Here is a 24,557-nt window from a genome sequence, read left to right as displayed (position 1 = left end):
TCAGTGCCCCCCGCACCCGCAGCCGCCGTTGCCCGATCCACTGGTGGCACCGCCGCACCCGCCGCCGCACCCGCCGCCGCACCCGCCGTTCCCGCCGCGAGCCCGACGGGCCCGGCCGGGGACGCCGGTGCGCTCCTGGGCCAGCCGCCGGTCGCCGACGTCCCCGCGGGACCCGCCGACGCTGATGCCGAGCGACTGGGCGAACAGCTCGTGCAGGTCGACGACGTCGATGTCCTGCGCGTCGCCGGCCTCCGACAGCGGCCGCTCCGACCACGGGCAGGCGCTGACCAGGGTGTCGACGTCGAGCTCGGCGGCCCGCTCGAGCCGCATCGCGCTGATCTTCGCGGTCAGCTCCGGCTTCTCGACCGGCAGGCCACCCCCGCCGCCCGAGCAGTAGGACCACTGGGTCACCCGGTCGACGTCCTCGAACCGCAGGCCGGGGATGGCGCGCAGCAGCTCGCGCGGCTCGGCCCAGATCCCCTTGCGCTTGTTGAGCCGGCACGGGTCGTGGTACGTGATCGCCCGGTCGACCGGCACGGACGGGGTCAGCCGGCCCTCGCGCAGCAGCTGCGCCAGCACCTCGATGACCAGCACGACCTCGATGTCGAACTCCTCGCCGAAGTACCTCGGGTAGTCCTCGGTGAAGCTGATGTAGTCGTGCGGGTCGAGCACCAGGACCCGCTTGGTGCCCGTGGCGTGCCAGTCGTCCAGGTTGTGGCGGGCGAAGCGCTGCGCCTGCTCGGCGTAGCCCATCTCCGCGGCCGGGCCGCCGCAGCACCACTGCTCGCCCATGAGGCCGAACTCGTAGCCGGCCATCTGCAGCGCCTGGGCCACCGCCCGCGGCACCGACGTCCGGTAGAACGCCGCCTCGCAGTCCACGAACAGGACGGTCTCCCCGCCGACGGGGATGTCCAGGCCCTCGGCCCAGTCCCGCACCCGCTCCTGACTGACCGGGGTCTCCCCGAGGACCGGCTCGTGGGTCCGCAGGTCGGTGCGCTCGTTCCACACCTGCCAGTTGGGCTGGTGCACGCCGCTCTCCACCGCCAGCGAGCGCACCGCCTTGACCACGTCGACGGTGCGGGTGCGGAAGCGGTAGAAGTCGCCGGTGAACAGGGTGTTGGGGCAGCGCAGCTCGCACGCCCCGCACTGGGTGCAGTTGACGTAGTCGGCGGCGATGTCGGCGATGTCGAGCTCACCGCGCTCCATCGCGACGACGTTGGCGTGGAAGGCGGTCGGCGTCCACGACTCGTTGCGCTCGACCTGGGTGACGGGGCAGACCTCACGGCAGAACTTGTGGCCCGAGGAGAAGCAGTTGTACGAGGTGTTGCGCCACTGCTCGACGAACGCGGCCGTCCTCGGGTCCTGCCGTGGCGGCGGGAGCGGGCCGGCGAGCGTCTCCGGGAAGTCCGCCAGCTCCGGCGAGTTGGACGGGGCGCCCGGTGTGAACGGCTCGGAGAGGGCGTCGACCCGGGGTGCTCCCTCGGACGCCCGTTCGGGCTGGACCTGTGTCACTGCGTGCTCCTCGTCACAGGCGGCTGGGGCGTCCGTCACGCTAACGAGGCAAACCTATGGACTCAACGGTTAAGCGCCGGGGTTCTCGGGTGCCACACTCGGGTCCCCGGGTGGCAGGAGGCGAGCGTGCAACTGCTCAGCGGCGACGCCCGCCGTGCCGTCTTCGCGCCCCTGGACGACGGCGCGCTGCGCAGCGAGGCCGTGGTGCGCCGGGTCGGCAGCGCCATCGCGCTCGGGCTGCTGGGCGACGGCGAGCAGCTGCCCGCGGAGACCGACCTGGCCACCATGCTCAACGTCTCCACCATGACGCTGCGCGAGGCCCTGGCGGAGCTGCGCCGGCTGGGGCTGGTGGAGACCCGCCGGGGCCGCGGTGGCGGCAGCTTCGTCCGCGCCCGCGACGACGTCCTCGCCGAGCTGGCCGACGCCCGGCTGGCCGACCTCGCCACCACCGACCTGCGCGAGCTCGGCGACGTCCACAGCGCGGTGGCGTCCGCGGCCGCCCGGCTGGCTGCCTCCCGCGCCTCGGCCCGCGAGATCGCGCGGCTGCGCGAGATCGTCGACCGGCTGGCGCGGGAGGACACCCCGACCGGCCAGCGCCGGGCCGACGGGCGGTTCTACGTGGAGCTGGCCGCCTGCGCGCAGTCGGTCCGGCTGACGATGCAGGAGATGGACCTGCACCTCGAGCTGGGTCAGCTGCCCTGGCCGCCGGCCTCGGATCCGCGGCTGCTCGAGGTGGTGGTCAGCGGCCACCGGGCCGTCGTGGACGCGATCGACGACCGGGACCCCGCGCGGGCCCGCGAGCTCGCCGCCGAGCACGTGGACACCCGCACCGCCTGGTCGGTCGACCTGTGCCTGCGCCGGCTGCGGGCCGCCGGGAGCTCCGCGGTCGCGTCCGGTGCGGAGGCGGCCGGGTGACCGCGACCGGGACGGCGCTGCTCGCCGCGGACGTGGCGGCGGTCGTCGAGGAGGTCTTCGCCGAGGTGCACCGGCTGCAGGCGGCCGCGCTCCCGGTGGTGCGCGACCTGGCGGGAGCGGGCCCGGGCCGGCTGGAGGACGCGGCCCGCGAGCTGCTCGCGACGCCCGGCCAGCTGGCCGTCGGACTGGGGCTGATCGTGGCGCCGCGGCCGGAGGACGGCGTCGGGCTGCGCCTGCTCTGGTGGCAGGTCGACCCGGCCGGCGGGCGGCTGGTGGCGCTGCACCCCGACCTCCGCCCGTCCAGCCTCGGCTTCTACGACTACACGTCGACCGAGTGGTTCGACGTCCCGCGGTGCACCGGCCGGCGGCACGTCGTCGGCCCCTACGTGGACGTGCACGGCACCGGTCGCTACCTGTTCACGCTGACCGAGCCGGTGCTCCACGGCGGGCGGTTCCTCGGCGTCGTGGGCGCCGACGTCCCCGTGAGCCGGTTCGAGGCCTCCCTGCTCGGCCTCCTCGGTGCCGACGTGTCCCCGTTCGTGCTCGTCAACGACGAGGGCCGGGTGGTGCTGTCGACGTCGGCCGCCCGGCTGGTCGGCGCGCTGCTGCGGCCCGACACCGACCTCCCCGGCGAGGGGACGCCGGTGGCCGGGGTGCCCTGGCGGCTGTTCCCGGTGGACGGCGCCGACCGCCTGCTCCGCGGCTGACCGGCCGCCCGACGAGCCGCTCACCGGGCCCTTGCCCGGATGAACTATGGCTCTATACGTTTTGCCGCGTCATGTGAGCTGGAGCACGGCCCCGGCGACGAGGGGGACCCGGGGTCCCGCCGATCCCAGGAGATGTCGGTGACCACTTCCGCGCACCACCCCCGGGCCTCCTCGGCCGACGAGGAGCAGCTGGCCGCCCTCGGCTACTCGGGGGAGTTCGAGCGCAGCATGGGCCTGTGGGCCAACATGGCCCTCGGGTTCACCTACCTCTCCCCGCTGGTCGGCGTGTACTCGCTGTTCGCCTTCAGCCTGTCGATCGGCGGTCCGCCCGCCATCTGGTGGATCGTCATCGTGGGCATCGGCCAGCTGCTGGTCGCGCTGGTCTTCGGTGAGGTGGTGTCGCAGTACCCGCTGGCCGGTGGCATCTACCCGTGGACCCGGCGGCTGTGGAACCGGCGCTACGCCTGGATCGTCTCCTGGGTCTACATCTGGGCGGTCATCGTCACGATCACCGCGGTCGCCGAGTTCGGTGGCGGGTTCGTCGCGGCGCTGTTCGGCGTCGCCGCCACCCCCGGCGTCGTCCTGCTCACCGCGGTCGGCCTGCTCGTCGTCGCGTTCCTCGCCAACGTCAGCGGCACCCGCACCCTGGCCCGCGTCGCGAAGCTCGGCCTGGGCGCCGAGCTGATCGGGGTCATCGCCCTGGGCCTGTACCTGCTGCTGTTCCGGCGGGAGCAGCCGTTCTCGGTCTTCTTCGACGCGATGGGGGCCGGCGGCGACCAGGCCTACCTGACCACCTTCCTGGCCGCCTCGCTGTCCGGGCTCTTCCTGTTCTACGGGTTCGAGGCCTGCGGTGACGTCGCCGAGGAGGTGGCCGACCCCACCCGGCGGATCCCGAAGGCCATGATCCTCACGATCCTCGTCGGCGGCGTCTCGGGCCTGCTGTCCTACGCCGGCTACGTGCTCGCGGCGCCCGACCTGCAGGCCATCGTGGACGGCGAGGACGTCGATCCGATCCCGGGCATCCTCGAGAGCTCCCTGGGCACGGTGGGATCGAAGATCTTCCTCGTCGTCATCGTCACCGCGTTCATCTCCTGCGTGCTGTCCCTCCAGGCGGCCGGCAGCCGGCTGCTCTACTCCTTCGGCCGGGACCGGATGCTCCCGGGCAGCCGCTGGCTGGCGCACCTGCCCGAGCGGAACGCGGTGCCGATCAACGCGCTGATCGTGGTCAGCGTCGTGCCGATGCTGATCTGCCTGTTCGTCTTCTGGCGGCCGGACACCCTCGCCCGCGTCACCGCCTTCGCCGTCTGCGGCATCTACATCTCCTTCCAGGCCGTGGTGCTGGCCGCGCTGCGCCAGAGGCTGCGCGGCTGGCGCCCCGCCGGGCTGTGGAACCTGGGCAGCTGGGGCCTGGTGGTCAACGTCGCCGCGCTCGCGTACGGCCTGTTCGCGATCTACCTGCTGATCCGCCCGGGGGACGCCGACGCCTTCCTCGACCGCTGGATCGTCGCGATCGGCGTCGGGATCGTCCTGGTCACCGGCCTGCTCTACCTCGCTGTCGCCCGCCCCGACCGGCACTCCGACGGCGTTCCGGAGGGCGACGCCCGCGAGGTCGCCGCCCACCTGCAGCAGATCCGCCGCGGCGCGGCGAACGCCCCGTCGTCCACCGCCTCGTCGTCCACCGTCCCGAGTGAGGAGATCCGATGAAGTTCAGCTACGCGATGCTGCCCGACTACCCCCTGGAGGAGTCGCTGCGGGCGATCGAGCTGGCCGACGAGCTGGGCTTCCACGCGGTGTACGCCGCCGACGAGACCTGGCACAAGGACCTCTGGCTGCTGTTCGCGGCCGCGGCGGCGCGGACGTCGCGGGTCCGGATGGGGCCCAGCGTCTCCTCGGTGACCCTGCGGGAGCCGACGCTCATCGCCCAGGCGGCCGCCACGCTCGACGAGCTGACCGGGGGCCGGGCCGAGGTGGTGCTCTCCAGCGGGAACTTCGGGCTGCTCGCCGAGTACAAGATCGACTGGACGCAGACCAAGCCGCTGTCCCGGGTGGTGGAGGGGGTCAAGGTCATCCGCACCCTCCTGGACGACGGTGCGATCACCTTCGACGGCGAGTTCTTCCGCTACGACGGCCTGTTCACCTTCGCCCGGCCGGTGCAGGAGCGGATGCCGGTGAAGATGGGCGCCATGCGCGGGCCGCGCTCGTTCGAGGCCGCGGCCGAGCACTCCGACGGCTGCCACCACGCGCTGAGCTACACCCGCGAGGCCTACGACTACGCCGCCGAGCACCTGCGGGCCGGTGCCGAGAAGGCGGGCAAGGACTGGACGACGCTGGACTTCGGCGCCTGGGTCGTCGTCTCGGTGGGCCGCGACTCCGCGGCGGCCAAGGACGCCGCGCGCAGCATGGTCGGCATCTACGCCTCCTCCATGCCGGCCGAGCAGTTGGAGCGCAACGGCGTCGACCCGGTCAGCCTCAAGCCGATCATCGACGCCATCGCCGGTGGTGACCTGGCCAAGGGCATCGAGCTGACCACGCCGGAGCTCGCCGACAAGCTGTCGTTCTCGGGCACCCCCGAGGAGGTGACGGCGAAGATCAAGGCCATCGAGCCCGCCGGGGTGAACCACCTGATCGCCGCCATCACCGACGCCTCGCTGGTCAAGGCGTTCACCGGGCGCGAGCTGCCCGGTGTCGCCACCGTGGAGGAGCAGCTGCAGCTCATCCACGACGAGGTCATGCCGGCCTTCGCCTGACGGAGGACCCGCTGCCCCCCACCCGACCCCGTGTCGGTTTCCGCGACAACCGACACGGGGGACGGGCAGGTCTCGCGCACCCACAGCACTCCCAGGAGGAACCGATGACCGACGTGCTCACCGGACCCGAGACCGTCCCCCAGCAGCGCCGACTGGTCACGGAGGTGCCCGGCCCGCGGTCCCGCGAGCTGGCCGCCCGGCGGGCCGCCGCGGTCACCTCCGCGGTCGGCAGCGTCCTGCCCGTCTACGTGCAGCGCGCCGGCGGCGGGGTGGTGGTCGACGTCGACGGCAACTCCTTCATCGACCTGGGCTCGGGGATCGCCGTCACCAGCGTCGGCCACGCCGCCCCCGAGGTGGTCGCGGCCGCGCAGGCGCAGGTGGCGGCGTTCACCCACACCTGCTTCATGGTCGGGCCCTACGAGGGCTACGTCGCCGTGTGCGAGGAGCTGGCCCGGCTCACCCCCGGGGACCACGAGAAGCGCTCGGCGCTGTTCAACTCCGGCGCCGAGGCGGTGGAGAACGCGGTCAAGGTGGCCCGGCACGCCACCGGGCGGCAGGCGGTCGTCGTCTTCGACCACGCCTACCACGGGCGGACCAACCTCACGATGGCCCTGACCGCGAAGAACATGCCCTACAAGCACCGCTTCGGGCCGTTCGCCGGTGAGGTCTTCCGGATGCCGATGTCCTATCCGTTCCGGGACGCGCCGGGGATGACCGGCGAGCAGGCCGCGGCGCGCGCGATCGGGCTCATCGAGTCGCAGGTGGGCGCGGACAACGTGGCCGCGGTGCTCATCGAGCCGATCCAGGGGGAGGGCGGGTTCGTCGTCCCGGCGCCGGGGTTCCTGCCCGCGCTGGCCGACTGGAGCCGCCGCTCGGGGGCGGTGTTCGTGGCCGACGAGGTCCAGACCGGCTTCTGCCGCACCGGCAGCTGGTTCGCCTCCGAGCACGAGCAGGTCGTGCCGGACCTGGTCACCACCGCCAAGGGCATCGCCGGTGGGCTGCCCCTCGCCGGGCTGACCGGCCGGGCCGAGCTCCTGGACGCCTGCCACACCGGCGGTCTCGGCGGCACCTACGGCGGCAACCCGGTGGCCTGCGCAGCCGCCCTGGCGACCATCCGCACCATGCGCGAGCAGGACCTCGCCGGCGCCGCCCGCGCCATCGAGGCGGCCGTGCTCCCGCGGCTGCAGGCGCTGCAGGAGCGGACCGGGGCGATCGGGGACGTCCGCGGCCGCGGCGCCATGCTCGCCGTCGAGCTGGTGCGCCCCGGCACGACCGAGCCGGACGCCGGGCTGACCACGCGGATCGCGAAGGCCTGCCACGCGGAGGGCGTCATCGTCCTCACCGCGGGGACCTTCGGCAACGTGCTACGCCTCCTCCCGCCGCTGGTCATCGGGCCGGAGCTGCTGGGCGAGGCGCTCGACGTCCTGGACGCCGCCGTCGCCGAGCACGCCGGCTGACGTGGTGGCCGCCTGACCGCCGCGCCTCAGCGCGCGAGGAAGTGCACGCCGAGCCAGAGCCAGGCGGCCAGCACCGCCACCCGGCCGGGCAGCGTGCGCATGGCGGCGGCGACCGCCTGCCCCGGGGTGGCGCGGTCGGGGGAGTGGCGGGCGGCCAGGGCCAGCCCGGCCCCGGCCGCGCCCAGCGCCACGAAGCCCGCGACGGCCAGGACGGCGCCGGTCACGGCCGCGCCGTGGGGGGCCGGCCGATCAGCCAGCCGCCCAGCGCGAGCCAGCCGACGGTGGCCGCCGCGCGCACCGGCGGGTGCGCCAGCACCGGGTCGAGCAGGTCGCTCAGGGTCGGGACGGCGGGCAGCGCGAGTGTCGCGAGCTCCCAGCCGATGACCACCAGGGCCCACAGCAGCCAGGGCCGGCCACCGCGCCCCACCGGCGGCGCGCCGGCGCCGGACCGGCCGGCCAGGGCCAGGGCGGCGACGACGGTGCCGGTGCCGAGGACCGCCGCCAGACTGCCGGGGCTCAGCTCGCCCCAGACCGTGACGGCCGCGGTGCAGGGCACACCGAGCACCACCACCGTTGCCCACCGGGCCGAGCGAGGGAGCTGCACCCGTGCATGGTCACCCAGCCGCCGGTCGCCGCGTCGTCGTGCTGGCCGCGTCCTCCGTCGTCCTCGCGGGCACCTGGAACAACCTCGTCCTGCCGCGGCTGCCGGGCCCCTACGCGGTCGTCAACGGGGCGGCGAGCGCCGTCCTGCTCACCGCCGCCCGGGCCGCGGGCCTGACCTGGGCGGAGCTCGGCCTGGCCCGGGGCGCGCTGCCCGCCGGCGCGCGCCACGGTGGGGCCTGGGCCGCCGCGGTCGCCGCGGCCTACGGAACGGCGCTGGCCGTGCCGGCGCTGCGCCCGCTGCTGGGCGACGCGCGCACGGCCGGTCTGACCCGCGCGCAGCTGGCCACCCAGGTCCTCGTGCGCATCCCCCTAGGCACGGTGGTGTGGGAGGAGCTGGTCTTCCGCGGCGTGCTGCCCGCCGTCCTGCGGCGGCTCGGACCCCCGGCCCGTGCCGAGGCCGGCGCCGCGGCCCTGTTCGGGCTCTGGCACGTGCGTCCCACGCTCGACGCGCTCGCGGTGAACGGGGTGGCGCCGGCGCCGGCCGTCCGCGGCCTGCTGGTGCTGGCCGGCTGCGGCGCGACGGCGGGCGCGGGGCTGCTGTTCTGCCGGCTGCGGCAGCGCAGCGGCAGCCTGCTGGCCCCCGCGCTGCTGCACCTGGCGGCCAACGCGCTGGGAGCCCTCGCGTCCGCCGCGGCTACCCGCCCTCGCGCAGGTGCCAGGGGGAGCCGTAGGCGTTGAGCAGGTCGAGGAACGGCACGGCGTCGAACGCCTCGGGGCCCAGCACGCCGCGACCCTGCCAGCGGCCGGTGGCCAGCAGCTCCAGGGCGACGACCGGGTTGACCGCGGTCTGCCAGACGACGGCCTGGGTCCCGTACTCCGCCATCGACCAGGCGTTGTCGACCACGTGGTACAGGTACACCTGGCGGGGGCGGCCGTCGGTGCCGGTGCCGCTGACCCACAGTCCCGCGCACGTCTTGCCGGTCATGAGCGCGCCCAGGCCGGCCGGGTCGGGCAGCGCCGCGGCCACCAGGTCGCGCGGGGAGACCTCGACGTCGCCGACGCGAACCGGGGTGGTGGAGTCCAGGCCGGTCTCGTGCAGGACCTTCAGGATGTCGATGAAGTGCGAGCCCAGGCCGTACTTGAACGTCACCCGGCGGGCGTCGACCCAGCGGGGCATGAGGAGCACCTCCTCGTGCTCCACGTTGACGCACTCGACCGGGCCGATGCCCTCGGGGAAGTCGAAGACCTCCGGCTCGCTGAACGGCTCGGTGGTGTACCAGCCGCGGTCCCGCTCCCACACCACCGGCGGGTTCAGGCACTCCTCGATCGTGGTCCAGATGTTGAACGAGGGGGCGAACGCGTGGCCCTGCACCGTGAGGTCGGCGCCGTCGCGGACGCCGAGCTCGTCGATCTCGGCGAAGAGGTGGTCGGCGGCGTACCGGGCGAACACGTCGGAGAGGCCGGGCTCGACACCGATGCCGACCAGCGCGAGCCGGCCGGCGGCCGCCCACTCGGCGGCGAGGGCGAACTGCTCGTCGCCCAGCTTGACGCCGGTCTCCTCGTGGGGGCGCTCGGGGTGCGGCCGGGACAGGGACATGGCCATGTCCAGGTAGTCGGCGCCGGCGGCGAGCGCGGCCCGGAACAGCGGCATGACGAACCGTGGGTCGGTGGCGTTGAGCAGCGCGTCGCAGCGGTGCTCGGCCAGCAGGGCCCGGACGGCGCCCTCGTCGGAGGCGTCCACCCGGGCGGCCGTGAACCGCGGGTCGCCGGCCGCGGCGACCGCCTTCTCGGCGCGGGCGGGGTCGTAGTCCGCGACGACGAGCCGCTCCACGAACTCGCGGCGCGCCGCGATCAAGGCGACCGCGCTGCCGACACCGCCGGCGCCGACCAGCAGGATGCGCATGTGGACCTCCGTGGGGTGGCGGCCACCCTAGCCACGAGTTCCGCAGTTGGGACAGTCTCCTGCGCGGTGAACCCTTGCCGTACGCCGTCTGTGCTGCGATAACCGTCGCATGAGCGCGGATCCCACCGACTCCGTCGCCGAGTCGACCACCGAGCCGACCCTCCGGCCGGGCGCGATCGGCTTCGTCGACGCCCTGGTGATCGGGCTGGCCTCGACCTCACCGGCGTACTCGCTCGCCGCGATCATCGGTGCGCTGGTCGCGCTCACCGGCGTCAACACCCCCGGGGTGCTGCTGGCCTCCTTCGTGCCGATGCTGCTGATCGCCTCGGCCTTCGCCGCGCTCAACCGGGTCGATCCCGACTGCGGGACGACGTTCTCCTGGGTCACCCGCGCGATGGGCCCGTGGTTCGGCTGGATCGGCGGCTGGGCCATCACGATGACCGGCGTCCTCATCATCGGGTCGCTGGCCAACGTCGGCGTCGTCTTCACGCTGCGCACGCTGAACCTGGACTCGCTGGCCGAGAACACGGCGGTGGTCCTGGTGCTCACCGTGGCGCTGATCCTGCTCATGACCTGGATCTGCGTGCTGGGCACGGAGCTGTCCGCGCGGCTGCAGAACGGCCTGATCCTGGCCCAGACCGTCGCCCTGCTGGTGTTCGCCGCGGTGGCCATCGTCCGGGGCGTGACCGGGGACAGCCCGCTGGGCGGCCTGGACCCCAGCTGGAGCTGGCTCAACCCGTTCGGAGCCGGAGGGGCGGCGCTGAGCGGTGGCCTGCTGCTCGGCGTGTTCGCCTACTGGGGGTGGGAGTCGGCGGTCAACCTCACCGAGGAGACCCGCGACTCGACCTCCACCCCGGGCCGGGCGGCGATCGTCTCCACCGTCGTCCTGCTGGTCACCTACGTCGGCGTCGCGATCGCCGTCCTGGCCTTCGCCGGCACCGACTTCCTCGCGGACAACGCCGACGAGGAAGAGGCGATCTTCGCGCTGCTGTCCACCGAGGTCATGGGCGGCTGGGACTGGGTGGTGCTGCTCGCCGTGGCGACGGCGGCCATCGCCTCCACGCAGACGACGATCCTCCCGGCCTCGCGCACCGGGCTGTCGATGGCTCGCCGGCACGCGTTCCCGCGCCGCTTCGGGCACATCTCGCCGCGCCACCGCACGCCCGACGTCTCCACCTGGTGGGTGGGCGGCATCGCCAGTGTGTGGTTCGTGGCGGTGAGCCTGCTCAGCGAGAACGCGCTGTTCGACTCGATCACCGCCCTGTCGCTGCTCATCGCCTTCTACTACGCGCTGACCGGCATCGCCTGCGCGGTCTACCACCGCCGGCAGCTGACCCGCAGCGTCTCGTCGCTCCTGCTGATCGGGGTCGGCCCGCTCATCGGGTCGGGGCTGCTCATCTGGCTGCTGATCCTGTCCATCGGCGACCTCGCCGACCCGGAGAACTCCTACACCGGCCAGGCCTGGCTCGGCGTCGGGCCGCCGCTGGTCATCGGCGTCGGCATCTTCGTCGTGGGCCTCGTCTGCATGTTCGTCTGGCGGGCCCGGGACCGGCGGTTCTGGCAGGAGCGGCCGGGGATCGCCGGGGACCGCGTCGTGGTCGACGAGGAGCTCCGAGGATGAGCATCGTCCTCGGTTACGACGAGTCGCCCGGCTCCCGCCCGGCCCTGGACATGGCCATCTCGCTGGCCGCCCGCTACGACGAGCCGCTGGTGCTGGTCCACGGCGTCGAGCCGCCGGGCGGGCTGGGGGAGGAGTTCCAGGCCCACCAGCGGGCACTGGCCGAGATGGGCCGGACGGCGGTGGAGCACGCGGTCGCGGAGGCGGACCGGGCCGGCGTCCGGACGGTGGTCGAGGTGTTGTCGGAGAAGCCGGCTCAGGCGATCGTCGACGCCGCCGGCCGGCACGACGCCCGCGTCATCGTCGTCGGCACTCGGGGGGAGAGCCCGCTGCGGGGAGCGTTCCTCGGGTCGGTGTCGCACAAGCTGCTGCACCTGTCCGACCGGCCGGTCCTCTGCGTGCCCGCCCGGGACGAGGCGTAGGGAGACCTCCCCGCCGGGGCGTCGGCGTCGCTACGGTGACGGGCCCGCACCCGCTGCTCGGAAGGACCGCGCCGTGACCTCGCGCCTGAACCCCTACATCAACTTCGCGGACCAGGCCCGCCAGGCCCTCGAGTTCTACCGGGGGGTGTTCGGTGGCGAGCTCAGCCTGAGCACGTTCGGCGAGGCCGGCATGGCCACGGGAGCCGACGCCGACAAGATCATGCACGGGCAGCTCGAGACGCCGGCCGGGTACACGCTGATGGTCTCCGACGCCCCCGCCGGCATGGAGCGCGACGAGGGATCGAACATCTCGGTCAGCGTCAGCGGGGACGACGGCGACGAGCTGCGCGGCTACTTCGCCGGGCTCTCGGAGGGCGGGTCGGTGACCATGCCGCTCGAGAAGCAGGTGTGGGGCGACGAGTTCGGGATGTGCGTCGACCGGTTCGGCGTCGCCTGGATGGTGAACATCTCCCAGCCGGCCGGCTGAGCCTCACGTCAGGTCGACGCGCAGCTGCAGCTCCCACGACGGCGCGGCCGGATCGTCGCTGTCCACGACAGCGCGCAGCTGGACCTGACCGCCACGGACCCCCTGCAGGGCCAACCCCTCGACCTTGTGCACGCGGCCGTCCACCTCCGGGACGGCAGCGACGTGCAGCACCGTCGCGCCGTCGACCAGCGCGAGTGCTGCGGCGACGACGGGACCGTCGTCGATGGCGTTGGGGGTGTCCTCCGCGGCGGCGCTCATGAGCTCCCGCCCATCCGGGAGCGCGACCGCATCGGTCACCGCCAGGCCGACCCCCTGCATCTCGCCGAGTTCGTAGACCCGCGGCTGCTCGACCGGCACGGACGCCGCATCGACCCGGCCGAGGACGGCGGCGACCAGGTCGTGCAGGGGGACCTCGACGCTCGCGGAGGGGACTCCCGCGCGCAGGTTGCCGCGGTTGTACCAGCGCACCGTGGCGCCGTGCCGGCTGGCGCCCTCCAGGTTGAGCTCGTCCATGGCCCGACCCAGGTGCTGGGCGACGCGCTCGTAGAGCGGGGTGAGGTCCCCGTCCAGCACGACCGGCCGCCCGTCCTCGAGCCGCACCAGCACGCCCCGCATGCGTCGCGCCGAGGAACCCGACCCGAGGAGCAGGACGGCTGCCTCGCCCTCCACCTCGGCCGGGCACGCGACCTCGAGGTCGGGCTTCAGCCGCTTGGTACCCAGCGCCTCGGTGAACCGATCGAGGCCCTCGACGGGCGGCAGCACCCGAACCGGGGTCACGCCACCGTCGCGACGCCAGGCGGCGAACGTGGCGTCGTCCTGTGCGATCAGCCAGCCATCACCCAGCGGTGCGATGCCCGAGGCCGCCGTCACCGGGGTCCCGTCGTCGAAGCGCAGGGTGTCGATCCCGTCCACGAAGACCCGCACGGGGCCACTGTGCGCGCACGTTCCGCGGCTCGCCCGCTCAGTCCTGCGCCCGCCCTGGTCCGTCGGGGTCCACCGGGTCGTCCCGGGTCGCGTCCTGCTGCCGGCGGAAGCGCAGCGACTCGACCAGCACGTAGCCGAACAGCACGCACCACGCGAAGCTGAGGAACGCCTGCCCCCAGCCGGCGTCGACGAGCTGGCCCACCAGTTGCACGAGGTTGTAGGCGAGCGCACCGGCAGCGAGCACCTGGACGCCCCGGTTGCCGAACCAGGGCGGGCGGAGGGGGGCAGCAGCCACGGCGTCACGCTAGCCCGGCGGCCGAGTGTGGCTCGTCCGCTGCCCCATGATCAACGCACGCTGATGGTCGATCAACGGGCCGCGCGGCCGCCGTCAGCGCCTTGTGATCGTGGCGAGGCACGCCGCCGGACGTCGGGTCAGAGCCGCGACCAGGCCTCGGTCAGCACCGAGCGCAGGATCTGCTCCATCTCGTCGAACTCCGCCTGTCCGCAGATCAGCGGCGGCGCGAGCTGGACGACGGGGTCGCCGCGGTCGTCGGCGCGGCAGTAGAGCCCCGCCTCGAACAGGGCGCCGGAGAGGAAGCCGCGCAGCAGCCGCTCGGACTCGGCGGCGTCGAAGGTCTCCTTGGTCTCCTCGTCCTTGACCAGCTCGATCCCGTAGAAGAACCCGTCCCCGCGCACGTCGCCGACGATCGGCAGGTCGAGCAGCTGCTCCAGGGTCGCGCGGAACGCCGACTCGGTGGCGAGCACGTGGCCGTTGAGGTCCTCCTCGTCGAACAGGTCGAGGTTGGCCAGCGCGACCGCGCAGCTCACCGGGTGCCCGCCGAACGTGTAGCCGTGCGGGAAGGACGTCGACTCCCGGAGGAAGGGCTCCATCACGCGGTCGGAGGCGATCATCGCGCCGATGGGGGAGTAGCCGGAGGTCATCCCCTTGGCGCAGGTGACCATGTCCGGCAGGTAGCCGAACTTCTCGCAGGCGAAGGTCGTGCCCAGTCGGCCGAAGGCGCAGATCACCTCGTCACTGACCAGCAGCACGTCGTGCCGGTCGCAGATCTCGCGCACCCGGGCGAAGTAGCCCGGCGGCGGGGGGAAGCAGCCGCCCGCGTTCTGCACCGGCTCCAGGAACACCGCGGCGACCGTGTCGGGGCCCTCCGCGAGGATCCGCTGCTCGATCTGGTCGGCCGCCCACCGGCCGAACGCCTCGGGGTCGTCGCCGTGCACCGGCGCCCGGTACAGGTTGGTGTTGGCCACGTGGAAGGCGCCGGGCACCAGCGGCTCGAAGACCTCCTTGAGCGCCGGGACTCCGGTGATCGCCAGCGCCCCCTGCGTCGTCCCGTGGTAGGCGACCTCCCGGCTGATCACCTTGGTCTTGCCCGGCTTGCCGGTCAGCTTGAAGTACTGCTTGGCCGCCTTCCACGCGGTCTCGACCGCCTCCCCGCCGCCGGTCGTGAAGAAGACGCGGTTGAGGTCGCCCGGTGCGGCGGCCGCCAGGCGCTGGGACAGCTCGATCGCCGCCGGGTGGGCGTAGGACCACAGCGGGAAGAACGCCAGCTGCTCGGCCTGCCGCGCGGCCGCCTCGGCCAGCACCCGGCGGCCGTGTCCGGCCTGGACGACGAACAGCCCGGCCAGCCCGTCCAGGTAGCGCCGGCCGCGGTCGTCGAACAGCTCGGCGCCCCGGCCGCGGACGATCACCGGTGGCGGGGTGTCGCGGTAGGCGCCCATCCGCGAGAAGTGCAGCCACAGGTTGGCGGTGGCGTCCGGGCCGAGGGGCTGGCCGGCAGCGGCGACGTCCTGCGCGGTGGTGGTCATGGCTGCGGATCCCGTCGTCGGATCGGGGGATGGGATGGGGGAATCGTAGCCAGCGTCGCCCGCTACGGAGGAGCCCGTCGGTACGCCGCGTCGATACGATCCGGGGGTGACCACCCGGGGGCAGTTCGTGCTGGACGACGTCTCGAGAGCCATCATCGAGCAGCTCCAAGAGGACGGCCGCCGGCCCTACGCCCGCATCGCCGCCGCGGTGGGCCTCTCGGAGGCCGCCGTCCGCCAGCGGGTGCAACGGCTGCTCGACGCCGGGGTCATGCAGATCGTCGCGGTCACCGATCCGCTGCAGGTCGGCTTCTCCCGCCAGGCGATGGTCGGCGTGCGCAGCAGCGGGGACCCGCGGTCCGTCGCCGACCGGCTCGCCGAGTTCGCCGAGGTCGACTACGTGGTCATCGTCGCGGGCTCGGTCGACCTGCTGGTCGAGGTGGTCTGCGAGGACGACGACCAGCTGCTGGAGACCGTCGCCCGCATCCGCGGGGTGGACGGCGTCGAGTCGACCGAGACCCACCTCTACCTCGGCCTGCGCAAGCAGACCTACGCGTGGGGCACCCGCCGCCACCCACTGCTGACCGCCGAGCCCGACGCCGACTGACGGCTCGTGCCCGGGGTCACCCCTCGGCCCTCCCTCAGGAGCAGTGCCGGGCGCTCGGCGGGAGGCCGAGGGCCGGGTTGCGGTCGAAGAAGCCGGCCGGCCGCAGCTGGAAGGACACCACGTCGACCGGCATGACCGGCCAGTCCTCGGGCCGGGTCACGTGGTGGATGCCGAAGACGTGCCAGAGCACGATGTCGGCGTCGGCGATGGGCCGGTCGGCCTGCATCCAGCGGGGGAGGCCCTCGTCGGCGCGGCTCTGGTTGCAGAACTCGCCGGCCGGCCAGCGCTCCTCCTCGTCGAACGCGGTCACCCACAGGGTGTGCCCGACGACCTCGGCCCGCTGGAGGAACGGCGTGCCCGGGCCGGCCAGCGCCGGCAGCGGCGAGGAGGTCACGAGCTTGTAGCCGGTCGGCGTCCCCAGCCCGTTGAGCCGCTGCCGGTTGACCACCGTCCAGCTGCGCTGGGAGGCGAAGTCGACGTCCTGGCGGCCCTCGGCCTCGGTCTCCAGCGCCCGCTCGTGCTGCACGACGGCCAGCCCGTGCGGGTTGTCCGCCGAGACGGGCAGCGCCGCGCTCTCGGAGACGACGACGGTGTTCTCCGGGCCGTCGACCTCCATGTCGAGGCGGGCGACGATGAAGTGCTGGTGGAGCGGGGCGTAGGTGCGGTCGTCGACGACGGTCCCGTACGGCGGCGGGGCGCCGTCGAACGTGCTGGTGACCATGATCCCGGTGGCGCGGACCTCGCACTGGATGGTGCCGTCGGAGGTGAAGCGCCAGTAGACGAGGTACTCGTAGTTGGCCACGGTGGCGTGGAAGGAGACCACCATCCGCCGCGAGCGGCGCACCTGGGCGCCGGCCCGCTCGTCGACGTGCTTCCACAGCACGCCGTCGTCCTCCTCGTGCAGGCAGATGGCGTGCTCGATCGTGTACGGCTCCCCGCGGCTGTCGTGCAGGACGGCGTCGACGTAGGTGATCTCGCCGAGGCAGTCGCAGCCGAGCTCCAGCGAGGTGGTCATCGAGCCCAGGCCCCACTCGCCGATGTCGAAGGCGGTGCGGCGGTGGTGGTCGGGACTCGGGTCCCGGTAGGGGACGACCATCTCGGCGAAGGACAGCCGGTGGGCGACCGACCGCCCGCCGAAGGCGACCCGGTGCAGCACCAGGCCCTCGCGGTGGTTGAAGCCCAGCCGCAGCGTCCAGTCCTGCCAGCGCAGCTCGTGGCCGTCCAGCGTGAAGGAGGGGCCCTCGGGCTGGGTGATCTCCAGCGGCCGGACGTCGGTGCGCTGGACCAGCCCGGGCACCAGCGCGGGGACGTACTCGCCCATGACCGCCGGCGGCTCCGGCGGCGGGGTGTCCTCGACGTCCAGCAGCTCCATGGTGTTGAGGTCCACGACGAAGTGCAGCCCGCTGACCGGGTTCGCGTAGGGGTTGCCGGTCGGCGTCGAGCGGCGCCACACGTCGGTCCAGCCGACCCGGCGGTGCTGCAGGCCCTCGGGGATCAGCGAGTGCCCGTAGGCCCAGGTGTCGATGAGCACCAGGTCCAGATCGGTGATGCCGCGCTTGGTCAGCGCCTCGACGACGGCCGGGTGCTCGATGAGCACCTCGTGCGCCTCGTGCCACTCGTCGAGGGTCATGTTGGCCTGCCGGCCCGGCACCGCCTCCCACCAGAGGACGGCGTCGTCGGTGAGCGACACGGTCGCCCGGTAAGGCGTCCCCTCGTCGCGGCTCCAGCAGGTGACCCGGGCCTCGCGGCGGATCGGGTCGCCGGGGCGGAACGCGCGGACGACGTCCTTGGCCGGCTCGCGCAGCTCCATGGCGGCGAACCGCCAGCGCTCGTCGACGCCCCGGTCGCGGCGCAGGATGCCGGCCGCGGCACGGAACTCGTCGGCGGTCAGCGGGTCCAGGGGGTGCGCCGTCACGGGGTCTCCTCGGGGGTGGGGCGGTCGGCGAGCAGGGAGTCGACGCCGAGCAAGGAGACGTCGGGGCCGTACTGGGCGCCGTAGCGGGGCATGGTCGTCGTCCAGGAGCGAGGAGGAGCCGACCCGGGGTGCCGGACCTCCCGGGCAGCTCACCATCCGCCGCCACCGCGGTCAACGGATACCGCAGCCGGTGCGACCGTCCCGTGCGGGATCGTGCCCGGCGTCCTGGTCGGGGTGCGGTATCCGCTGCCGACAGGGAGAGGCCGGGGCGGCTGTTCCACCCCGGCCCCGGTCCTCCTCGGTCAGACCCGGGTCAGCCGGCACGCCGTCCCGTACGCGCAGACCTCGGTCCAGGTGCTGCCCATCTCCGTGGTGTCGAAGCGCATCGCCACGACGGCGTCCGCGCCCTTGGCCTCGGCGGCGGAGACGAGCCGCTCGATGGCCTCCTGGCGGCTCTCCTCCAGGTTCTTGGTGAGCCCCTTGAGCTCGCCGCCGGCCAGCGACTTCATCGCCGCGCCGAGCTGGGACCCGGCGTGCCGGGACCGGACGGTGAGGCCGAAGACCTCGCCGAACACGGCCTCCACCCGGTAGCCGGGCACCTCGTTCGTCGTCGTGATCAACACGGGGACCACCTCTTCTCTCCTCGGAGTTGCCGGATCGACGTGCGGGAGGTCGGGGTCAGCGCCGGGCGAGGGCGGCCGGTCCGGGGACGGCGGGCACCGCGGACGGGGGCGCGGTCCGCCACGTCGCCCGGTCGAACGCGACCGTGGCGGCGACGGCGACGGCCACGAACCCGAGGTAGACGAGGGCGGCGCGGCGCAGGTCGGCGTCGTCGAAACCGAGCATCCCGTAGGTGAAGGCGCCCTGGCTGGCGTGGAAGAGCAGGGGCATGAGCAGGCTGCCGCCGGTGCGGTTGAACAGCCAGACGTAGAGGAACGTGATCAGCACCGTCGTGGGCAGCCCGACTGCCGACAGGTTGCCGGTGACCACGAGCGGCAGGTGCCAGCCCGCCGCCAGCACGCCGAGCACGGTGGCCGCGCCGAGGGGGGACGTGCCGAGCTGCAGGTGGGGCAGGGCGTAGCCGCGCCACCCCGGCTCCTCGCCCATGGCGCCGTCGGTGGGGTCGACCAGCCGCACGGCCAGCACGATCGCCACGTCGGCCCAGACCACGCCGGACAGGTCGGGCGCGGCGCCGCCCAGCCAGGAGACCGCCCAGCCGGTCGCCAGCACCAGCAGGGCGGGCAGGGCGATCGCCACGACGTACCACTGCCAGCCGACCCGCCACCGCAGCAGCCGGGCGAGCAGCTCGCGGTACCCGGCGGCGCCGTCCGCGAGCGCGATGACCACGACGGCCGCGACCAGCGGGCCGCCGGGGAAGAAGAAGTAGGCCTCCGGGACCAGCCCGGCCTCGGCGAGCGGCCAGGGCGCCCACGACACCAGGTAGGTCAGCAGGAAGAACGTGGTCAGGCGGTGCTGCCGGACCCAGGCCCTGGTGCTCGACATGACGACCTCCGGAGCGGATGAGGAGGGACCCGAGCCTCCGCCCGGCCGGGCAGCTCGACCACGGGGCCAACCCGGTGCCGGACGAGGGTCAACCCGGTGCCCGGAGGGCGACGGCGGTGCCAGCATCGACGGATGACCGCGCGGGTCCTGATCGTCGACGATCACGCCGCCTTCCGATCACTCGCGCGCCGGCTGCTGACCGCCGCCGGCTTCCAGGTCGTGGGCGAGGCCGGCGACGCCGCCGACGCGCTGGTCGCCGTCCACGCGCTGGACCCCGACGTGGTGCTGCTCGACGTCCAGCTGCCCGACCTCGACGGCTTCGCCGTCGCCGAGCAGCTGGCCGGCCGGCCCGGGGCGCCCCTGGTCGTGCTGGTCTCCAGCCGGGAGCGGCTGGACTACGGCTCCCGGGTCGACCACTGCCGGGCGCGCGGGTTCATCCCCAAGGCCGACCTGAGCGGCGAGAGCCTGTGGCGGGTGATCGACGGCCCCCAGGAGGTGGCCCCGTGCCCCGTCTGAGCAGCCGGGGGCGCTGGGCAGCGGTGGCGGCCGGGCTCGCGGCCGGCGCGGGCGCGGCCGCGGCGCTGGTCCGGGGCGGCTACGACGTCCCGCCCGACCTGCTGCCGCCGACCGTGGTGCTCGGCCTGGCGGTCGGCTGGTCGTTCATCGGGGTGGGGCTGGCCGCCTGGAGCCACCGCCCGGCCAGCCGGACCGGAGCGCTCATGGTGGCGCTGGGCTTCGCGTGGCTGGCCCGGTACGTGGTCGCCGTCGCCGCCCGCCCGGCGTTCGTCGTCGGCGTGCTGCTCGGCTCGGTCTACCTGAGCGTCTTGGTGCACCTGCTCGCGACGTTCCCCGACGGGCGGGTGCACACCCGGGTGGAGCGGGCGGTGGTGGCGCTCGGCTACCTGCTGTCCGCGCCGCTCGACGCGTTCTTCCTCGTCGTCTTCCAGGCCGACCGGGGGCTGGGGGAGGGGCCGCCGCCCAACGGCCTGGTGATCGCGCCGACCAACGGCGAGTTCGACCCGTCCGGCATCGACCTGGTCGTCCAGGCCGTGGTGGTCGCCCTGTTCGGGACCCTGCTGGCCGTGGTCTTCGCCCGCTGGCGCGCCGGTGGGCCCGCGCGGCGGCGCAGCCTCGGACCGGGCGTGGCCGGCGGGGCGGTCGTCGTCGTCACGATCCTGGTCGAGCGGACCGCGATCCTGCTGCTCATCCCGCCGGCGGCCGGGGTCGTCCTGGCCTGGGCGGCCCAGGTGGTCCTCGTCGTCTGGCCGCTGGCGCTGCTGCTCGGCCTCCTGCGCAGCCACCTCGACCGCTCGGCGGTGAGCCGGCTGGTCGTCGAGCTGGGCGAGGGGCTGCCGGATCCCGCGCGGCTGCGCGGCGCCCTGGCCCGCACGCTGCACGACCCCTCGCTGGAACTGGCCTACTGGCTGCCGGAGGGGGAGTCGTTCGTCGATCCCGACGGCGCCCCCGTGCACGTCGACCCCCGGGCCGGCCGGGCGCTGACCTACCTGGACCGGGACGGCGAGCGGATCGCGGTGCTGGTGCACGACCCGGCGCTCGCCGCCGAGCCCGAGTTGGTGGCCGCGGTCGCGGCGAGCGCCGGGCTGGCGGTGCAGAACCAGCGGCTGCACGCCGAGGTGCGCAGCCAGCTCCGGGAGGTCAACGCCTCGCGGGCGCGGATCGTGGAGGCCGCCGACGCCGCCCGCCGCCGGGTCGAGCGGGACCTGCACGACGGTGCCCAGCAGCGGCTGGTCGCCGTGGCGCTGGCCCTGCGGCTGGCCCGGACCCAGCTGGGCCCCTCGGACGGCGACGTGGCCGGCCTGCTCGACGAGGCCCGCGACGAGCTGTCCGGGGCGCTCGACGAGCTGCGCGAACTGGCCCGGGGGATCTACCCGGTGCTGCTCACCGACGCCGGTCTCGGCCCGGCGCTGACCGCGCTCGCGGAGCGGTCCGCGGTGCCCGCCGTCGTCGGCGCCGTGCCGGACCGGCGCTGGCCGGGGGCGCTCGAGCAGGCCTGCTACTTCGTGACGTCGGAGGCCCTGGCCAACGCGGCGAAGCACGCGGACGCTTCCACCGTGACCGTCGAGGTGCGGCCCGAGGGCCCGGTCCTGCGGGTCGAGGTGTGTGACGACGGCGTCGGCGGGGCCGATCCGTCCGGCTCCGGCCTGCGTGGCCTGGCCGACCGGGTGGCCGCGCTCGGCGGGCGCCTGGTGGTGCAGAGCCCGCCCGGCCAGGGCACGCGGGTGATCGCGACGCTGCCGTGCGAGTGATCGTCGCCGACGACGCCGCGCTGTTCCGGGCGGGCATCTGCCGGCTGCTCGACGACGCCGGGTTCCAGGTCACGGCCGCGGTGGGCGATGCCGGGGAGCTGCTGGACGCGGTGGACCGGGAGCCCCCGGACGTGGCGGTCGTGGACATCCGGATGCCCCCCACCCACACCACGGAGGGACTGGACGCCGCCCGAGCGCTGGCCGCCCGCCACCCGCAGGTCGGCGTCCTCGTGCTGTCGGCGCACGTCGAGCCGCACTACGCGATCCAGCTCGTCGAGTCCGGCTCCCCGGGGACCGGCTACCTGCTCAAGGAGCGGGTGACCGACCCGGCGGAGCTGACCGACGCGGTGCGCCGGGTGGGCGCCGGCGGGGTGGTCATCGACCCGGGCGTGGTCGCCCATCTCGTCCGCCGGCGCCGCGCCCCCAACCCGCTCGACGCGCTGTCCGACCGGGAACGCGAGGTGCTCGCCGTCATGGCCGAGGGCCGGTCCAACCAGGCGATCGGCGAGCGGCTCTTCCTCGCGCCGAAGACGGTGGAGGCCTACGTCCGCAACGTCTTCACCAAGCTCGACCTGCACGAGGCGGCCGACGCCAACCGCCGCGTGCTGGCCGTGCTCGCCTACCTGCGCGCCTGACGGCGGCGGTTCCGCGGCAGTCAGCCGCGGAACCGCCGGTCAGCCGGTCAGCCGGTCAGCCGACGATCACACGGGTCGGCTTCCGCGCCCCGGTCCGCTCCTCGCTCGCTGGCGCTCGCTGCGATGCTCCCGGGGCTGTCAGCCGACGACGATCGACTCGACGTCGAACTCCTCACTGATGATCCCGTACTCCAGCATCAGGTCGCTCATCTCCTGCAGCTGCTCGACGTCGACCTCGGCGTCCCACGCGGGCAGGGCGACCTGCTCGACGGTCTCGGCCGGCACCTGGGTGTAGGTGGGCACGAGCTCCACCAGCCGCTCCCGGTTGTCGGTGAGCTCCTCCATCGACGCCGCCATCGCCGCGCGGAAGGCCTCGATCACCTCGGGGTTCTCCTGCGCGTACTGCTCGGTCGTCAGCCACCCGGCGACCGGCATGTCCTCGACCGGCCCCCGGAACAGCGGGAACAGCACCCGGGCGCCATCGGCGACGGCGGCGGCCTGGAACGGCTCCACCAGCCAGATGGCGTCCACGTCCCCCGCGTCGAGGGCCGGGGCCATGTCCGGCAGCGGCAGCTCCACGAACTGGATCGTCGAGATGTCGACCCCGGCGTCCTCCAGCACCGCGTTGATCGCCACCGTGCCGATGTTCTGCAGGTTGTTCACCGCGATCCGGGCCCCGGCCAGGTCGGCCGCCGACTGGTACGGCGAGTCGGGGGTCACCAGGACCGAGTGGTCGTCGGCGCCCACGTCGTTGCCCGCGACGATCCGCACCGGGAGGCCCTGCTGCGCCGCCAGGAGCGCGGAGGTGTAGTTGCCGTAGGTGATGTCGTACTCGCCGGCGATCAGCGACGGGATGGCCTGGGCGCCACCGGAGGTCTGCTCGAGGGTGACGTCGAGGCCCTCGTCCTCGAACAGGCCGGTCTCGTCGGCGTTCACGGCGCTCGCGGTGTGCACCAGCGGGAAGTAGCCGAGGGTCAGCGCGGCCGGGCCTCCCTCGCTCCCGCCGCCGTCCCCACCCCCGCCGCTGTCGTCGGAGCCGCACGCGGCCAGCACGAGCGCCGCCGCGCAGCCGAGCGCGAGCCCGGCGAGTCGGCGACGGGGTTGGGCCTGGGGGGCAGACATCGGGCGGTTCTCCCTCTCGGTGAGCGGCGGGCGCCGCGGGCACGGACGGCCATGGTGCGACGTGGGTCACGCGCCGTCCGACTTGTGTCTCATCCATCGAGAGAGTTGGTCCGGGCGGAGGTGGCGGGCGTCACGCTGGACCCGTCCCGCCCCGCGACCAGGGAGAGCCCCGTGACCGTCGACAGCCCGCCCGTGACCGACGTCCCCGTGCTGGACGACGACCCGTTCGGGGAGGAGGTGCTGACCGACCCCTACGACTTCCACCGCCGGATGCGCGACGCCGGACCGGTGGTCTTCCTGGCGCGGTACGGCATCTACGCCATGGGCCGCTTCGCCGAGGTCTCGGCGTCACTGAAGGACTGGGAGACGTTCGTCTCCAGCCGTGGCGCGGGCCTCGCGGACTTCGCCAAGGAGGAGCCGTGGCGGCCGCCGAGCCTGCTGCTGGAGGCCGACCCGCCCGACCACACCGTCGTCCGGACGGCGATGAACGGCGTGCTCTCCCCGCGCAGCGTGCGGGCGCTGCGCGAGCGGTTCGCCGCCCCGGCCGCCGACATCGCCGACCGGCTGGTCGCGATGGGCACCTTCGACGCGGTGACCGACCTGGCCGAGGTCTATCCGCTGCGGGTGTTCCCCGACGCCGTCGGACTGGGCGAGGAGGGCCGGGAGAACCTGCTGCCCTACGGCGGGCTGGCGTTCAACGCCTTCGGCCCGGACAACGAGCTGCGCCGGGCCGCGCTGGCCACCGCGGCGCCGGTGCAGGCCTGGATCTGGGAGCAGTGCCAGCGGGAGAACCTGGCCCCGGGCGGGTTCGGCGCGGAGATCTGGGCGGCCGCCGACCGCGGCGACGTCACCGCCGAGCAGGCACCGATGCTGGTGCGTTCCCTGCTGACCGCCGGGATGGACACCACCGTCTACGGCATCGCCAACACCGTCTACGGGCTCACCCGCCACCCCGACCAGTGGGCGCTGCTGCACGCGCAGCCGGCCAAGGCCAAGTTCGCCTTCGACGAGGCGCTGCGCTGGGAGTCACCGGTGCAGACGTTCTTCCGCACCACCTCCCGCGACGTCGAGGTCGCCGGCACGCACATCCCCGAGGGCACCAAGGTGCTGCTGTTCCTCGGCTCGGCCAACCGCGACCCGCGGCAGTGGGGCGAGGACGCCGACGTCCTGGACGTCAACCGCCGCGCCGCCGGCCACGTCGCCTTCGGCATGGGCATCCACCAGTGCGTCGGCCAGCCGGTCGCCCGCCTGGAGACCGAGCTGGTGCTCGCGGCGCTGGCCGAGCGGGCCCGCCTCCTCGAGCCGGCCGGCGACCCCGTGCCGAAGCTCAACAACACCCTCAAGGGCTGGGCCAGCGTCCCGGTGCGGGTCACGCCCGCCTGAGCCGGGCCG

Annotated in this window: 25 protein-coding genes; 14 read left to right on the top strand and 11 right to left on the bottom strand. The window is 74.0% G+C overall.

Annotated features, from left to right (window positions below; all coding sequences use genetic code 11):
- Positions 1 to 1,512 carry a (Fe-S)-binding protein gene (locus PGN05_RS04450; protein ID WP_419751316.1) on the bottom strand — a complete coding sequence of 504 codons (1,512 nt, stop codon included), beginning with the start codon at positions 1,510 to 1,512 and terminating at the stop codon, positions 1 to 3.
- 126 nt (positions 1,513 to 1,638) lie between these two features.
- Between PGN05_RS04450 and PGN05_RS04445 the strand changes: the two genes are divergently transcribed.
- The 5 genes from PGN05_RS04445 to gabT all read left to right on the top strand — a co-directional run bounded on the left by PGN05_RS04445 (position 1,639) and on the right by gabT (position 7,338).
- Positions 1,639 to 2,427, top strand: coding sequence for a FadR/GntR family transcriptional regulator (locus tag PGN05_RS04445; protein WP_419751315.1), 789 nt, complete (start codon positions 1,639 to 1,641; stop codon positions 2,425 to 2,427).
- On the top strand, positions 2,424 to 3,134 hold the full coding sequence (locus PGN05_RS04440; RefSeq protein ID WP_419751314.1) for a cache domain-containing protein: 711 nt from the start codon (positions 2,424 to 2,426) through the stop codon (positions 3,132 to 3,134). The genes PGN05_RS04445 and PGN05_RS04440 overlap by 4 nt, the downstream gene beginning before the upstream one ends.
- A 138-nt stretch (positions 3,135 to 3,272) precedes the next feature.
- A complete protein-coding gene (locus PGN05_RS04435; RefSeq protein ID WP_419751313.1) occupies positions 3,273 to 4,838 on the top strand; it encodes an APC family permease in 1,566 nt (521 codons plus the stop codon).
- On the top strand, positions 4,835 to 5,881 hold the full coding sequence (locus PGN05_RS04430) for an LLM class flavin-dependent oxidoreductase (protein WP_419751312.1): 1,047 nt from the start codon (positions 4,835 to 4,837) through the stop codon (positions 5,879 to 5,881). Before PGN05_RS04435 ends, PGN05_RS04430 begins: the two co-directional genes overlap by 4 nt.
- A gap of 104 nt (positions 5,882 to 5,985) precedes the next feature.
- Complete coding sequence (gene gabT / locus PGN05_RS04425) at positions 5,986 to 7,338, top strand: 4-aminobutyrate--2-oxoglutarate transaminase (protein ID WP_419751311.1); 1,353 nt, start codon at positions 5,986 to 5,988, stop codon at positions 7,336 to 7,338.
- 26 nt (positions 7,339 to 7,364) lie between these two features.
- On the opposite strand, the gene PGN05_RS04420 is transcribed toward gabT, so the two are convergent.
- Together PGN05_RS04420 and PGN05_RS04415 are read right to left on the bottom strand one after the other, a co-directional pair.
- A complete protein-coding gene (locus tag PGN05_RS04420; RefSeq protein WP_419751310.1) occupies positions 7,365 to 7,562 on the bottom strand; it encodes a DUF6186 family protein in 198 nt (65 codons plus the stop codon).
- Positions 7,559 to 7,942: a hypothetical protein gene (locus PGN05_RS04415; protein WP_419751309.1), complete on the bottom strand. Its 384-nt coding sequence runs from the start codon at positions 7,940 to 7,942 to the stop codon at positions 7,559 to 7,561. The genes PGN05_RS04420 and PGN05_RS04415 overlap by 4 nt, the downstream gene beginning before the upstream one ends.
- Before the next feature lie 2 nt (positions 7,943 to 7,944).
- On the opposite strand from PGN05_RS04415, the gene PGN05_RS04410 reads away from it, so the two are divergent.
- Positions 7,945 to 8,679: a CPBP family intramembrane glutamic endopeptidase gene (locus PGN05_RS04410; RefSeq protein ID WP_419751308.1), complete on the top strand. Its 735-nt coding sequence runs from the start codon at positions 7,945 to 7,947 to the stop codon at positions 8,677 to 8,679.
- On the opposite strand, the gene PGN05_RS04405 is transcribed toward PGN05_RS04410, so the two are convergent.
- Positions 8,636 to 9,844, bottom strand: coding sequence for a saccharopine dehydrogenase NADP-binding domain-containing protein (locus PGN05_RS04405; RefSeq protein WP_419751307.1), 1,209 nt, complete (start codon positions 9,842 to 9,844; stop codon positions 8,636 to 8,638). The genes PGN05_RS04410 and PGN05_RS04405 overlap by 44 nt on opposite strands.
- A gap of 109 nt (positions 9,845 to 9,953) precedes the next feature.
- On the opposite strand from PGN05_RS04405, the gene PGN05_RS04400 reads away from it, so the two are divergent.
- The 3 genes from PGN05_RS04400 to PGN05_RS04390 all read left to right on the top strand — a co-directional run bounded on the left by PGN05_RS04400 (position 9,954) and on the right by PGN05_RS04390 (position 12,371).
- Entirely contained in the window at positions 9,954 to 11,465 is a 1,512-nt protein-coding gene (locus PGN05_RS04400; protein ID WP_419751306.1) for an APC family permease, read from the top strand.
- Positions 11,462 to 11,884, top strand: a complete 423-nt coding sequence (locus PGN05_RS04395) for a universal stress protein (RefSeq protein ID WP_419751305.1) — start codon at positions 11,462 to 11,464, stop codon at positions 11,882 to 11,884. The genes PGN05_RS04400 and PGN05_RS04395 overlap by 4 nt, the downstream gene beginning before the upstream one ends.
- A gap of 73 nt (positions 11,885 to 11,957) precedes the next feature.
- Positions 11,958 to 12,371, top strand: a complete 414-nt coding sequence (locus tag PGN05_RS04390) for a VOC family protein (RefSeq protein ID WP_419751304.1) — start codon at positions 11,958 to 11,960, stop codon at positions 12,369 to 12,371.
- 3 nt (positions 12,372 to 12,374) lie between these two features.
- Here PGN05_RS04390 and PGN05_RS04385 read toward each other — a convergent pair whose 3' ends face one another.
- The 3 genes from PGN05_RS04385 to PGN05_RS04375 form a co-directional block, all read right to left on the bottom strand.
- On the bottom strand, positions 12,375 to 13,295 hold the full coding sequence (locus PGN05_RS04385; RefSeq protein WP_419751303.1) for a DUF6910 family protein: 921 nt from the start codon (positions 13,293 to 13,295) through the stop codon (positions 12,375 to 12,377).
- A gap of 37 nt (positions 13,296 to 13,332) precedes the next feature.
- The gene (locus PGN05_RS04380) at positions 13,333 to 13,590 is read right to left on the bottom strand and encodes a hypothetical protein (protein ID WP_419751302.1); all 258 of its coding nucleotides are present in this window, start codon (positions 13,588 to 13,590) and stop codon (positions 13,333 to 13,335) included.
- A gap of 137 nt (positions 13,591 to 13,727) precedes the next feature.
- Positions 13,728 to 15,119: an aspartate aminotransferase family protein gene (locus PGN05_RS04375; RefSeq protein ID WP_419751301.1), complete on the bottom strand. Its 1,392-nt coding sequence runs from the start codon at positions 15,117 to 15,119 to the stop codon at positions 13,728 to 13,730.
- A 130-nt stretch (positions 15,120 to 15,249) separates the two neighbouring features.
- On the opposite strand from PGN05_RS04375, the gene PGN05_RS04370 reads away from it, so the two are divergent.
- Complete coding sequence (locus PGN05_RS04370; protein WP_419751445.1) at positions 15,250 to 15,723, top strand: Lrp/AsnC family transcriptional regulator; 474 nt, start codon at positions 15,250 to 15,252, stop codon at positions 15,721 to 15,723.
- A 34-nt stretch (positions 15,724 to 15,757) separates the two neighbouring features.
- On the opposite strand, the gene PGN05_RS04365 is transcribed toward PGN05_RS04370, so the two are convergent.
- The 3 genes from PGN05_RS04365 to PGN05_RS04355 form a co-directional block, all read right to left on the bottom strand.
- Positions 15,758 to 17,638, bottom strand: coding sequence for a primary-amine oxidase (locus PGN05_RS04365; protein ID WP_419751300.1), 1,881 nt, complete (start codon positions 17,636 to 17,638; stop codon positions 15,758 to 15,760).
- Between the two features lie 302 nt (positions 17,639 to 17,940).
- On the bottom strand, positions 17,941 to 18,270 hold the full coding sequence (locus PGN05_RS04360; RefSeq protein WP_419751299.1) for a YbjQ family protein: 330 nt from the start codon (positions 18,268 to 18,270) through the stop codon (positions 17,941 to 17,943).
- A 46-nt stretch (positions 18,271 to 18,316) separates the two neighbouring features.
- Complete coding sequence (locus PGN05_RS04355) at positions 18,317 to 19,141, bottom strand: CPBP family intramembrane glutamic endopeptidase (protein WP_419751298.1); 825 nt, start codon at positions 19,139 to 19,141, stop codon at positions 18,317 to 18,319.
- A 132-nt stretch (positions 19,142 to 19,273) separates the two neighbouring features.
- Here PGN05_RS04355 and PGN05_RS04350 point away from each other — a divergent pair, with 132 nt between their 5' ends.
- From PGN05_RS04350 to PGN05_RS04340, 3 genes are read left to right on the top strand one after another with little or no spacing between them, the layout of a single operon-like run.
- Entirely contained in the window at positions 19,274 to 19,657 is a 384-nt protein-coding gene (locus tag PGN05_RS04350; RefSeq protein ID WP_419751297.1) for a LytR/AlgR family response regulator transcription factor, read from the top strand.
- Positions 19,645 to 21,408 (top strand): sensor histidine kinase, encoded by a 1,764-nt coding sequence (locus tag PGN05_RS04345; RefSeq protein ID WP_419751296.1) that lies wholly within the window; start codon positions 19,645 to 19,647, stop codon positions 21,406 to 21,408. The genes PGN05_RS04350 and PGN05_RS04345 overlap by 13 nt, the downstream gene beginning before the upstream one ends.
- On the top strand, positions 21,405 to 22,043 hold the full coding sequence (locus PGN05_RS04340) for a LuxR C-terminal-related transcriptional regulator (RefSeq protein WP_419751295.1): 639 nt from the start codon (positions 21,405 to 21,407) through the stop codon (positions 22,041 to 22,043). The genes PGN05_RS04345 and PGN05_RS04340 overlap by 4 nt, the downstream gene beginning before the upstream one ends.
- 138 nt (positions 22,044 to 22,181) lie before the next feature.
- Here the strand turns inward: PGN05_RS04340 and PGN05_RS04335 are convergent, their stop codons facing one another.
- A complete protein-coding gene (locus PGN05_RS04335) occupies positions 22,182 to 23,165 on the bottom strand; it encodes an ABC transporter substrate-binding protein (protein WP_419751294.1) in 984 nt (327 codons plus the stop codon).
- A gap of 171 nt (positions 23,166 to 23,336) precedes the next feature.
- Between PGN05_RS04335 and PGN05_RS04330 the strand changes: the two genes are divergently transcribed.
- A complete protein-coding gene (locus PGN05_RS04330) occupies positions 23,337 to 24,548 on the top strand; it encodes a cytochrome P450 (protein ID WP_419751293.1) in 1,212 nt (403 codons plus the stop codon).
- The last annotated feature ends 9 nt before the right edge of the window (positions 24,549 to 24,557 follow it).

The organism is Geodermatophilus sp. CPCC 206100 (assembly GCF_048569675.1).
GTDB lineage: Bacteria > Actinomycetota > Actinomycetes > Mycobacteriales > Geodermatophilaceae > Geodermatophilus.
This window is presented reverse-complemented; position numbering and strand designations above follow the sequence as displayed.